Below are 13,440 nucleotides of genomic sequence, written 5' to 3' on the forward strand. Positions count from 1 at the left end.
CACGCCTCTTTAGACTACTATTGACAGAACAATAGGTTCAGGCACAGTGCTGAACAATTACTTGTACGACTTCTTGTCGCACGGAATACCTAAAGATACAAAAAGGCCAACTAATTCGCAATAATTTGGCTATGAATTAGTTGGCTAATTTTATATTATTTAATAAATACCCCTATTCAGTTCGATTAATGGAGCTGAACTATAAATTTGGACGTTTGCCTTCTTATACAAGATTGACATTCATTGTTTCCGCTATTGTTTTGTTTTCAATCAGCATTCAACTGTATCAACATGAACAGTCGTTTGAAAACTTGAAACTCATTTTCCAAAAACATAAATAATCAACAGATTATTAAAGGTAATCAGTTGGACTATACATTATCTCAGAAAATATATCTATTTGACCTTCATTATATCTTTCAACAGTCCCAACGGCTCATCTGTAGTGATAAAGTCGACTTTATCCCAAAAGTATTGCATGTCCTCTTTTTTATTAACCGTCCATACATTCACTTTTAGCCCCAAGGCATGGCAACTTTCAATCCAATCGGTATAACGGTAAAATTCAGAGAAGTGATAATCCGGTCCGGCACTACCCAATTCTTTCAGTTGTTGTGGAGATAAGTCCCCTTTCAGATAATATACAGGAGTGCTTGTGGGAGCCTGACGGATCAGTTCCTTTAATGCGTGAGACGAAAAGGTGATATATATCATCCGGGGTTCGAGTCCCATCTTCTTTATCATCGAAACGATCTCTTCAACAGCTTTTATCTCCCGTTCGGGTTTACTATGAGCTTTCAACTCCAGCACCAGCTTCAAAGATGTTTTCCGCTTAGCTGTTTCCAGAAGCTCTTTTAAGGAGGGTACGCATTCTCCATTCGCTAACCATAACCCGGTTAATTCCTTCAGAGTGGACTCTTCAACCTTATGCCCTTGAATAATCCCATCATGGCTAACCACCAAACCATTATCTTTTGTCAGCCAGACATCAAACTCCGAACCATAACATCCTATAGAATCCGCTTTCAACAAAGATGTAATGCTATTCTGTGCTGATCCTTGGGTTTTCCAGAAACCACGATGGGCAATCACCCGTGTTTGTGCCGAAGTATTGGCAATCATAAACATAATTGCCAATAAACACATTACCTTTTTCATTTTGTCCTTTCCTCTAATTGTTAGTTATATAAGAGCTGATTCTCTAGTATCCCGGATTCTGCACTAGATTGGGATTTACTTCTATCTGATCTTGTGGAATAGCAAGCCAATAGTTCTTGGGAGCGGTAAAATTACGAACGCCGGTTTCTTTCATGTCCGTAAGTTTATAAAAACTATCAGCGGTTTTTCCGGATAATGTCCAGGATTTCTGATAACGCATCATTTCAGTATGGGCAATTTTCCAACGGCGCATATCATGGAAACGTCTGCCTTCCATAGCCAATTCAATGGAGCGTTCATCATGTAATATTTCGCGCAACTTCTCTCCTGAAGGAATACCACCGGCTTTTGCCCATGAATCTGCAAAGGTAGGTAATCCGCAACGTTCACGTACTTTATTCAAATAGGACAGACTGGCAGTACTCAGTGTGCCGCTATATTCGAAATCCGCTTCTGCATAACTCAGATAGAGTTCGGCCAGACGCATATAAGGAAAGCACCAACGGTTGTAGGTTATTTGATCGGTAGTCCTATTATAGGTATCATATTTAGACACCCATTTCTGACAATAATAACCGTTGTCCGTTTGATACTCATCCTTGGCATTGCCATTATTCTGCTGCATTTCACCACGTCTGCATTTGAGCACTATTGTCTTTCCCTGCACGTCATAATTTCCACGATCAAAGCCAATAGAGGCATAAAAGCGCGGATCACGATTCCTGTGAAAACGTACCGTACTATCACCTGGTGCAATGGAATACGGATCAAGCTTCTTAGTCTCGGGGTCATCTGCCCAAGGTAGACCGTTCTTGGTATAATACCTACTCACACAATCCCACGTCGGGAATAAGGACCCTCTAAAACCTTTGGTCGAATAACTTGTAAATTCAACACGAGGAGCCATATTCTTGATACAGTAGGAAATAGTTCCCTGTTCAGCAAAGCCAAACAGGACTTCATTCCAGTTAAATCCGCTACCACTGATCCCATCACCGACAAAGGCTTCATGATAGTTTTTCTTCCCTTGCTCCAAGTCATTGGTCGAATTTCCATAAAGTTTGTAACCGTTCTCTTCGCAAAGGTCTATGGCCTCTTTGGCAGCATCCATCGCTCTCTTCCACTTTTCCCGGTCATAAGTCTGGTTAATCAGAAAAGTGCCGTCGGGGTTTTTAAAGTCGGAATAAAACTCACTATTCCCATTGACTAACGGCGAGGCGGCATAAAGCAACAGCCGAGCCTTGAAAGCCAAGGCAGCAGAAGAGGTAGCCCTGTTTCTCTTACTTGAATCCCATACGCCAGGAAGTAATCTAGCTGCTTCCGAATATTTATTGGCAATGAAATCGACACATGTATCATAAGGAGAACGAGAGGTCATCATCTCGGCCGGAGAACTTTCCATTGGTATTTCCTTGTCAATAATAACTATCGGTCCATAGTACTCCAGCATGATCTGATGATAATACCCGATCAAAAACAGCGCTTCACCTTTCCACCAGCTCAGGTTTTCGGGGGTAATGTCCGATACCCTATCCAGATTATTAAGCACATTATAGCAATTGCGGATACTTTCCCATACTGCTTTCTTCACAGCACCCTGCGGATAAGATTTTGCTGTATTGCTCCATAATGAGTAATAAGTCGTTGTTGGGGATTCTTCCCCATAAACCAGACTGCGGAAATGAAACCAGCGCGTTGTTCCTCCTTTGCTCGTTATGATTTCGTTTCCTCCGGTAAAATCAGGAAATTGTTGGGGATGGAAATAGTTAGGGATATTCGCGTAGCAAGACAGTACCATTCCTTCAGCCTGATATTGTGTCCGGTAGATATCATCCACGGTAGCAGTACCTTGCGGAACCACATCAAGAAAATCACATGATGCCATCATTAAACAGCCGATTGCCGACAGGCATAACTTTGTATATATATTTTTCATAACTTATTCTGTTCTTAATTAATAATGAAACTGAATCCCGATCTTGGCCGTGCGCTGTAGCGGATATTTCAAACCATTCCCACTTCCCATTTCAGGATCCCAGGTACTGAACGGAGAGAATGTCAGCAAATTAGTACCTGCTGCATACACACGCAGCCACGGGAAGAAGGAATAGCCCAGTTCGGCATTCTTCAGGCGCAGGAAAGCTGCGTTACGTAGGTAATAAGTGCTGGTTTGCGCATTGTTCGTGATAAATTCGGGTGATAATCGGGGATAGGCGGCACCGGCTACATTATTGCTTTCCGACCAGTGGTCATCAACGATATACTGTGCAATGTTATATCCTTTATGGCCCGCTTCGCTGAACGGATGAATATCGCTCATCATTAAACTGACTTTGGCCACTCCCTGGAAAAACAGAGACAAATCCCACTTTTTATACTTCAACGTTCCTCCAAAACCATAGATAATCTCCGGAATTTCAGGATTGCCGATAATCGTCCTGTCATAACCATTCACCACGTTATCACCATTCAGATCTTTATATTTAATATCTCCCACCGTATAATTTCCGAACGACTGTTTGGGAGATCTGTCTATTTCCTCCTGAGAAGTAAACAATCCGTCAGACACATATCCCATAATACTGTTTATCGGGTGTCCGATTCTTGAAGAATAGGGTTCTACATTCACCGGTTCGTCTATCTCCGTAATCTCATTATGTGCATAGGTCAGACTACCGTTCAGGCGGAGCACCCAATCTTTGCCAATTACTTTGCTGTATGCTACACTCATATCCACACCCTTATTCTTTACCGAGCCAATGTTGGCATAAGGCAGCATACCTGTCACTCCCATTGTTGAAGGGACGGACGAACGTTGCATAAAAATTCCACTACGGTCTTCCTTGAAATAATCAATGGTTATATCCATAGATTCAAGAAGGGTCATATCGACACCTAAATTCAGCTTTTTCGATTTCTCCCATGTAGCGTTCGCATTACCATAAATATTTACAAGCGGCCCATTCACGCGGGTACCGCTACCAGTCCACCAATCCAAATTATTATTCATACTGACTTCTGTTACATAGGGAAAGCGAGTGGCAAGCGCATCATTTCCGGTCAATCCATAAGTAGCTCGGATTTTCAGAGTGGAAACTGTTTTTTTTAACGGTTGGAAAAACTTTTCATTAGAAATAGTCCATCCTAGGGCAATCGCAGGGAAGAATCCGAAACGATGCCCGCTTCTGAAATTCTCCGAGCCATTATAACCAAAGGTAGCCTCAAGCAGGTAACGCTGACCAAAACTGTAGGTCAGACGTCCGGCCATCCCTTGCTCACGGTAAGGAAGAAGATCTTTTTCAGCTCCGCCGTCCTTCACTTTCTTGGTTTCTTTCATGTGGTAAACAAGGGTAGCTCCCACATCATGTCCACCAAACTGGCGTGAGTAGTCCAGCGCTCCCTGTAAAGACCAGACACTCTCTGTCGGATCACGCCCGGAATTGCTCTTCAGATAAGGTTCTCCCGGCTCACCGATAGTCGAAGTCTTATAAAGGTAGTTTCCCTGATCATCCATCGTATAGTCATCAGATACTTTATAGTAGAAAGGTACAATCCAATGATCCAGCCAGTTAAAACTGTAATTATAGAAAGATGCCAGTCCGGTGAGTTTTAACCCTGGTGTGACAAACTTCAAGTCCTGTTCGAGATTGAAAGCGGTCGTCATATAGACATAATTTCGTTCCGTATAACCTTCACTCAATTTGGCGTAAGGATTCGGCTCTGATTTTCCCACATCCCACGGATCATTGCTACCGTAGCGGATGTATGTATCCCCTGGTTCAGCAGGAAGTGTAGCAGGAAAACGTACGGGATTCCCATGCATGGAATAGGCGAACAAATTCCGGGTACTTGTTTTGGGGGCATGGTGGTAGAACAACTGCGTATTCATATTTAGCCCCACTTTCGTCGTAGAGGTAACACGGGCTGTCACATTACTCTGAAACAGGTATTTCTTGTTGCGCATACCCACATCAAGCTTATCTTCCTTGGGTTGCCGGATGATACCATTTTCATAGAAGATTCCAGCATTCAGGAAGTAATCCACATTTTTGCTTCCGCCCTTGATGGAGATATTCAAATTCTGATTAACGGCGAAGTCTTTGAACAACATACTGTACCAGTCATTGTTTGGGAACAGGTAGGGATTTGCATTGGCACGTGTTTTATCTATCTTATCCCGGCTATAGAAAGGCTCATACTCTTGGTTATTGGCAATAGCCTGATTATAAACGGCTTCATTATACATATCCATGTAAGTCGGGCCATCTGCCATTTTCTGCACATAGGTAGGCATGGAGAAAGTATTATCAAAGCGGATATCTACAGACATTTTCTCGGAAAGCTGTCCTTGCTTGGTAGTAACGATGATAACTCCGTTAGCCCCCCGTGAGCCGTATAGGGACGTTGCCGTAGCATCTTTCAGCACAGAAAACGACGCGATAGATTCTGGAGGAATATTGTTCATCATCGTAGCGTTGATTTCCACACCGTCAAGTATGATCAGCGGTGAGGTATTCGAACCAAAAGTTGATATACCACGTATATAGAATTTCGCCTCATCAGAGCCTGGTTCACCCTGTGTTTGTACGGCGATGATACCTGGAACGTTCCCGGCAAATGAAGTACTAAGATTACTGGATGTCATCTTCAGGTCTTCCGGCTTCACTGCCTGCACAGCTCCCACGAGGGATTCTTTCTTTTGTTTGCCAAAACCGACCACGACCACTTCATCCAGCATCATACTCCTGTCCGGAGTCAAATTAACGGAAATGAACTTCTTATCTTTTACCACTACCGTTTTCTTCTGGTACCCAACATATGAAATGGTCAATGATGCGTTCTTTGCCAACTGTATAGTGAATATACCGTCCACATCTGTTATAACCCCGTTCTGCGTTCCACTTTCCAATACGGTAGCTCCAATAACAGGCTCTCCGTTTTCGTCTCCCACATATCCTTTCATTTCTGCTTTTACTTCTTTTTGCTGGCTCTCGTCGATCTTTCTATTATCTGCCGCCGTTACAACGGAAACGGGAAATAATGTGAAGGCTAACCATAACAGGATGCAACAGCTTTCGCTGGTAAGGCATCCTTGTTTTACTTTACAGTTCATATATCAATAGATTTTTTGATTAGTAGTGTAGATTTTTCTCTGAAATACAGGGAGGTGTGTCGTAATGCACGATGTACCCTCTTTTTTATTCATTACTATACAACTCTGTTCATTTTCTTTTCTATTATTCATTGTGTGTGCAATTTATTTTATAATTATTTCTTTGACTTTATATAAATTACAGTACAAATTCTCAAACTAAGAATCGTTTATATATACGATAGGAAAACAACTCTCTCTTCCGCCCGAAGGCTGGCTGGCAAAAAAAAGTAAATACCTTGTCATACATCAAATTTAGTTGTTAATATATTTGCAAAATTACCCGGAACAACTCGGATAAAATATCAGAAAATGACCTGATATTATAAAATTTAAAGCAAAATACATATTACTAGTGCGATATGAAATCTTTAGGCAGTACTCCGAACTGTTTTTTAAAACAGCTTGAAAAATAGGAGGGGGTACTGAACCCTACCATGTAAGAGACTTCCACCACTCCATAGGTTCCTTCTTTCAGTATGGAAGCTGCCTGCTTCAAACGGAAAAGGCGGAGATATTCGTTCGGACTCATATTTAGGATTCCTTTCAATTTCCGGTAAAAGTTGGAACGTCCCATATTCATTGCATCCGCTATATCATCAATTTGCAGGTCCGTATTATCAAGATGGCGTAATACATACTCATTTAACTTGCTAATAAACATCTCATCGGCCTTTGTCTGCGCCATTGCATCTGCTTTGATAAAAGGAAATTCAATAAAGTGACGGCGTAATCTTTCCCGATTACTCAACAGATTTGCTACATTGGCACGAAGATACTCCATAGAAAACGGCTTTTCAATATACGCATCCGCCCCTTCTTCAAGTCCTTCGATTCTTGATTCCAGATTAGTTTTAGCTGTCAATAATATTACAGGAATATGACTATAGTCCAGATTTTGTTTCAGATGCTTGCATAATTCAACCCCGTCCATCAGAGGCATCATAATGTCACTTATTATCAGATCCACAGATTTCTGTTCAAGAACGTCCAACGCCTCGACCCCATTTTCCGCAATCAGTACATGATACAATGAAGACAATTGCCTGAACACAAAAGCAAGCATATCCTTATTATCTTCTACAACCAATATGGAAGCAACCTCTCTTTTATCTTTATCAGAAACTTCACGATCTTCATCATCATACCCAGGTTTCTTATGTTGTTCTTCCGAATCATCCGGAAGTGTCTGGTGTAATATTGGAATGGAAAGAATGAAACGGTTACAATCTAGCTCCCGGTCCATCACCAGCATACCTTGATGCAACTCTGCCAAGTAACGAGCCATAGCTAATCCGATGCCTGTGCCCGAGACAATATCTTTCCCGTCCCGGTATTGGACAAAGGCTTTAAAAATATTTTCACGCATTTCGATAGGGACTATATTCCCATCATTACTCATAGAGATAGTGAACACCTCATTCTTCTCATCAACAGACAAATGGAGATAAACGTATGTCCGGGCATATTTCAATGCATTAGCAAACAGATTACTGAGAATTTTGGTCAAAGCCTCTTTGTCAACAGAAGCCAACAATTCTTCCTCTGGAACTTCTACTTCAAGTTTAATTCCCCTTTGCTTTGCCAAAGTAGTGAAATACTTATAAACAGAGTGGACGATAGTACCGATATTATATTCTTTCGGATTCAATTTAAAACCTTTATTTTCCGCTTTACGGAAATCAAGTAATTGGTTTATCAGGTTCAGTAACCTCTCCACGTTCTGATCCATAATTTCCAATTCCATCCTTACATTTTCGGAGAGTTCCCTATCAGCAAGTACATTCTCCAATGGGCACTTTATCAGTGTTAAAGGAGTACGGATTTCGTGTGCCACATTTGTAAAGAAATCTATCTTAGTGGTGTAGAGTTCCTGCTCCTTTTCCTGTTCGAACTTCTCCATCTCTTTACGCTGCTTTTCAATAGTACGCTTCCTTAAATAAAAGAAGAGGGCGAAAAATGTACCGAGTATCAATAGGATATAAATCAGGTATGCCCATACGGATAAATAAAACGGGGGCAATATCCTGATCCCCAATGTGCGTACATCTGGATTCCATACACCATCACTATTCGCACCTTTCACGCGTAACATGTATGTCCCATAAGGTAAATTGGAATACGTAATAGGGCCCTTACCCGCTGTATGCCATTCGGAATCATACCCTTCCAGTCTATATAGCAGTGTATTCATGCTCGGTGACTGATAACTTATCGCAGCTATCCTGAAGGAGAACGAATTCTGATTTGACTGAAGTTCGATATGGTTTGACAAAGTGATACTTTGTTTCAATGGAGAGCCTTTTTCTCCGACTACCACCTTTTTATTAAAGAGCATAAAATCGGTAATCAAAACAGAGGGTAAAAAATCATTATCAATAAAGGAGGAGGGGGCAAAGGAGATGAAACCGTTAATACAGCCAAAATAAATCCGTCCATTCTTATCCTTATAGCTGGACTGGTAATTAAACTGGTTACTCAGCAACCCATTAGCAACTGTATACACTTTAAAACTGGAATTCTTCGGGTTAAAATGCACCAGCCCTTTATTGGTTGAAACCCAGAACAATCCCTTTTCATCTTCTTCAATCCGATAAATGACGTTGCTTGGCAGACCGATACCGTCATAACGGACAAAGGTGTTGGCGGAAGGCACAAAGCGGCAGAAGCCACCTCCTTGTGTGGTAAACCATAGCTGATTTTGACTGTCTTCAAAAATACTCAGCACCTTATTGGATGGAAGGGTGGACGAGTCTGCTTCCTCATGTACGAAATGTTCCCAACCACCTGTACGGACATTCTTTTTATAGACGCCATCGGCATAAGTTGCCAGCCATAAATTCCCCTGCTTATCCTCCTTTATATAATAAACAAACGTCCACCCAAGTTCGGGGACGCGTTTAAAACGTTCCGTATCTGGGTTGTACCGAAACAATCCTATTGTTGTTCCAAGATACAGATCGCCCGCAGTTATCCGGCAGATAGAAAAGATATGACTTGCAATATTATCATAGTGCTTTACAGCGTATGTCCTCAAATCAATACGCTTCAATCCTTTTGCAAAATTCCCAACCCACAGATAATCTCCGTCCAAATACAATCCGTGAACATTATGATAAATATCCGGATGAATGAACGGTTCGATTTTTCCAGTACTAGGATAATAATGGAAAAGCCCCTTATCTTCTGTACCTATCCAGAGTGTGCCGTCATGGGCGGCACAAAACTCCCGCACCCTTTTTCCCATTTTGTTTGATTCTTTCTGGGGATAGACTTTATCAAAGTAGGTATATTGCCGGGGGTAATAATTCACACCCCCAAAATAAGTCCCTATCCACATTCCGCCTTCACGGTCTTTGAGAATCGAATAGATGGCATTGTCAGAGATTGAATAGGGATCACCGTTGACGTTCTGCAAGTGGATGATTTTTGCCGTGTGCAGATTATAGATATAAAGTCCCGATTCGGTTCCTATCCATAATTCGTCATCTGAATAAAATGCAAGTTCCCTGATATAAATATCACCTCCCAATTCATCCTTGGAAAGAAGGGTACGGATAGTCTTATTAGTTAGGTTCACTTCTTTCAGTCCGAATACAGTTCCCACATACATGCAATTATAGGGTCCGGGGAGCAATTTATAGATGTATTCATCTCTGAAAGACACTTTTGAATCTTCTGGAAAAATCGGAGTTAAAGTTTTAAGCTTGTCTTTTGAATAATACAGATTTCCATCACGTATGTCCAACCAGCAGACATCGTCCGAATCAAAATAGAGTTGGCCGGAAGTTTTAAGGTTCAGAGTACCGGACCCGTCCGACTGATAATTAACCAACTGGCTATCCTGGGGATTGTAATAGAAGATTCCCCGCGTCTGAGTTACAACCCAGATACCTCCTTTCTGGTCCCCAGTTATCAGATTGACCGTACAGTCTATATCTATGTTTGAATTACTTATCAGAGTAAAATGCCTGACCTTTTCCATTTGTGGGCAATAGACATATAGGCCTACGTCTGTCCCAATCCATATTTGCCCAAGATTGTCTTCATACAAAGAAGTGATGAAATTATTGCCCAAGGTTCCGGATTCTTTCATGAAAGTCCGAAAAGAGATACCATCATACCGGTCAAGACCATCCTTCGTCCCAAACCACATAAATCCTTGTTTATCCTGAAGGATGGCATGGACCGTATTCTGGGATAATCCATTATTGATATCAAGTGAACGGAATGCATATTGTCCTTCATTCAGAACGGCAAGGGAATAAAGAGGCATCAAAGAAAGAAGTATTAATATAACTAAAATACGTAGTCTCTGCATTGTCTTAATTGTTAGTTTCATTAATTAACATACAACAGGATATAAGAATATCCTGAAAAGTGGATATCAGAGCTATTTCAACAGTATATTCTCAGTACGTCCCGGTGTCAGCAATTCCCAAAGGGATGCTACCGTCCAACCGGGAGCAAACATGTCATTATAATATCCTTTTCCATTCCTTCCATAATCCCAGTTGGTGTGCTGGATCACTTCCGGATAATAACCAACTTTTATCACTCCACACATATGTCCTTTATAAGGAAGTAACTGGCACATGGAAGTAGAAATGACTTCAGCAAAATCAGAGAAACGAGGTTCATTATACTCTTTGGAAAGCCAACGGAGCACATCGGCAAATTCAAAAATAAATACATCAATATGATTATTCTCCACCGAGACATTTCCCCAGCCGCGAGTTTTCAGACCGATATCACCCAACATCTGCCCGGGAGCAAACGGAACGTCCCAGACGTAATACCAGGACAAGGCAAAATAAGCCGCTTTTCGTGTCAGAGAGGCATAGTGGTTATGTTCCGTACCATTTGTTATCAATGATAAATAGTAAGTTGCCGTAGCGGTATAGAGGGAAGCTTCCTTATCCTCACAGTTTGCATCCAGCGTAGAGGAGAAATAGTCAGCCTTTGATATAAGCTCTTTTTCCAGATATTCCGCAGTACGCCGGGCAGCGGACAGATAGCGTTTGTCCTTAAAATATTTATATCCCATAACCAGAGGTAATGTAGCGGATGGAGTACTTCCTCCACTTCCGTCAACAACTGTAAAGTCATCATGGAATTTACGTGGAAAACTTCCATCTGGATTTTGCAGTTGCAAGAACATATCGAGCATTTTCTTTAAGCGTTGTTCCCAATCAGGATGGTGACGTTTATACTTCTGTTCATAATTCAGATAATGAAACATGGCATAAATTCCTTCCGACTGACGACGTATGCTATGCACTGGGCGTTCTTCTTTCACATCACTATCATTTTCCAGATTTACCCATTCACGCAAATAACCGGTTTCCGTAAAGCCATTTTCTAAGTAACTATCAAATATCTTTTTACTGCTAGCTGCAAGGTCATCACGTCCATTCTCATTGCCAAACTCCCATGCATTGAAAGCGTTTAGAAGTACGCGACCGACAAAACCTATCTCTGCTACATTCATGTTGGCACAGGCTGCCACTTTCATTTCAGGGCTGGAGTAATAGGCAAGAGCTTTGTCCCCAACAAAACTTTCCACAAAATAATTGCTCAGCACTCCTTTTATCTCTTCTGGAGAAAAAGGTATTTTCACAGGTTGGGGACGGTATGTATCATAACAATATTCCCAAGTATGGCAAATAAAATCTGAGTAGTCTGTAGCCTGCCCCTCGATAAATTCCCAGGTCAGGAGTACTGTTTCTCCTTTTTTTAGATATTGGAAAGATGTAACCTCCGGAGCCAGCGTCAACTTACGAATATAGGTTTTAGGAGCTTCTCGGTAAGGAAATCCAAAAGATAGTGTTGATGTTCCGTCATGGCTCTCAAAGCCGGTGAACCCTAGGGACGTTTTGCCCGAGAGGATGATTTCGCCTGTTTGGTGGGTAGCAAGGGCATCCCATTGAAAATCGTCCTTGCGTGCCACAGTCATATAACGTCCATCTTTCTGATTGAAGATACCGGTAAGGGGTGAGCTCAGACGATCCTCACGTACCAGCCAACTCTCTGATATATGAAATGAAGGAGCACCTTTAGGAGAACGTAAATTGCGACTATACCAGAATCCTGGTAGATAAAACATACAGTCATTATGTCGGAAGCCTGTTTTCAACTGTTGTTGATAATTAAAGTACACGTCTTCCAATGCCGTAATACTTACTACCATTACACATTTAACATTGTCACGTTCTATTCTCTCTGTAATGATTAATGGTATTTTTTCTTCAGACTCTAACAGATAGATTCCCTTATCATCAACGGCTCCTTGAAAAGCAAGGGAATAGTTTCGTGATTGATTACCGGGAACCTTCAAGGAGACTTGTGCAGATATTCTTTTATATATATCATTAACAGTCCTAGCATCAATAGTAATAGTACAGATCATCAGGCAACAAAGCATACATCTTAATTTTGTCATATAAATCAGATAATTTAGTTTATTAATATTCTTTTAATTTGCGTTCCAAAATTAGGATATTACGTATACAAAGAATGTGATTTTTTGAGCAATTATTATAAGATTTCAGTAGAATTCATAAGAAACAGCCCATTAAGTATTTATTTTTTAATCCTCTATTAAGATCCCATTACAATATACACTTATATTTTTATTGGGATATTTAATACTACAAATGTAAATGTGTCAGAATGCGGGCACAACCTCAGGTCCCTAGCCTTTGTATTGACGAGACTTCTTTAAGCTGCGGAGAATTATATACTGTTGTCACTAATCGTGCGGGACGTGGTGGCAGAGGTACACTTGTGACCATGATACGTGGCACGAAGTCTGAAGACGTCATAAAGGTGCTTGAAATGATTCATGTCTCCAAGCGCAAGACAGCCAAAGAGGTCACTTTAGATCTTTTGCCGACCATGATGCGGATCGTCTGAACGGCTTTTCCCAATGCCACTATGACAGGTTATCGGTTTCATGTACCTTAATTCCGCAATACTATTGTAAATTAAATCTTTTAAGTAGAGGTTGAATTCTAAGTCCTCTCCAAACAATATCTATAAAATCTTACCCAAGTTTACGAACATTAACGTATCCTTGGGTAAGTTTGTATATAGACATACCTACTCTTCAGAAGTGTATAGCTACTTCC

The 13,440-nt window shown here is 41.2% G+C and carries 6 protein-coding genes; 1 reads left to right on the forward strand and 5 read right to left on the reverse strand.

Going from position 1 to position 13,440, the window contains the following annotated elements; translation table 11 throughout:
- Positions 1–396: 396 nt before the first annotated feature.
- From NBH01_RS18735 to NBH01_RS18755, 5 genes are all read right to left on the reverse strand, one after another.
- On the reverse strand, positions 397–1,158 hold the full coding sequence (locus tag NBH01_RS18735; protein ID WP_004308129.1) for a glycerophosphodiester phosphodiesterase family protein: 762 nt from the start codon (positions 1,156–1,158) through the stop codon (positions 397–399).
- 43 nt (positions 1,159–1,201) lie between these two features.
- A complete protein-coding gene (locus NBH01_RS18740; RefSeq protein WP_004318653.1) occupies positions 1,202–3,094 on the reverse strand; it encodes a RagB/SusD family nutrient uptake outer membrane protein in 1,893 nt (630 codons plus the stop codon).
- Positions 3,095–3,112: 18 nt separating this feature from the next.
- Positions 3,113–6,271, reverse strand: coding sequence for a SusC/RagA family TonB-linked outer membrane protein (locus NBH01_RS18745; protein ID WP_004318652.1), 3,159 nt, complete (start codon positions 6,269–6,271; stop codon positions 3,113–3,115).
- A 391-nt stretch (positions 6,272–6,662) separates the two neighbouring features.
- Positions 6,663–10,631 carry a two-component regulator propeller domain-containing protein gene (locus NBH01_RS18750; RefSeq protein ID WP_225680060.1) on the reverse strand — a complete coding sequence of 1,323 codons (3,969 nt, stop codon included), beginning with the start codon at positions 10,629–10,631 and terminating at the stop codon, positions 6,663–6,665.
- 72 nt (positions 10,632–10,703) lie between these two features.
- Positions 10,704–12,752, reverse strand: a complete 2,049-nt coding sequence (locus NBH01_RS18755) for a hypothetical protein (protein WP_004318649.1) — start codon at positions 12,750–12,752, stop codon at positions 10,704–10,706.
- 230 nt (positions 12,753–12,982) lie between these two features.
- Between NBH01_RS18755 and NBH01_RS18760 the strand changes: the two genes are divergently transcribed.
- Entirely contained in the window at positions 12,983–13,225 is a 243-nt protein-coding gene (locus NBH01_RS18760) for a transposase (RefSeq protein ID WP_004318648.1), read from the forward strand.
- Positions 13,226–13,440: the final 215 nt, after the last annotated feature.

Origin of the sequence: Bacteroides sp. B1-V-101 (genome assembly GCF_023656585.1) — a bacterium.
Taxonomy (GTDB): Bacteria; Bacteroidota; Bacteroidia; order Bacteroidales; family Bacteroidaceae; genus Bacteroides; species Bacteroides thetaiotaomicron.

Coding starts and splice junctions, on each gene's coding strand:
- NBH01_RS18735 (WP_004308129.1), bottom strand. CDS start 1,158: ATGAAAAAGGTAATGTGTTTATTGGCAATTATGTTTATGATTGCCAAT.
- NBH01_RS18740 (WP_004318653.1), bottom strand. CDS start 3,094: ATGAAAAATATATATACAAAGTTATGCCTGTCGGCAATCGGCTGTTTA.
- NBH01_RS18745 (WP_004318652.1), bottom strand. CDS start 6,271: ATGAACTGTAAAGTAAAACAAGGATGCCTTACCAGCGAAAGCTGTTGC.
- NBH01_RS18750 (WP_225680060.1), bottom strand. CDS start 10,631: ATGCAGAGACTACGTATTTTAGTTATATTAATACTTCTTTCTTTGATG.
- NBH01_RS18755 (WP_004318649.1), bottom strand. CDS start 12,752: ATGACAAAATTAAGATGTATGCTTTGTTGCCTGATGATCTGTACTATT.
- NBH01_RS18760 (WP_004318648.1), top strand. CDS start 12,983: ATGCGGGCACAACCTCAGGTCCCTAGCCTTTGTATTGACGAGACTTCT.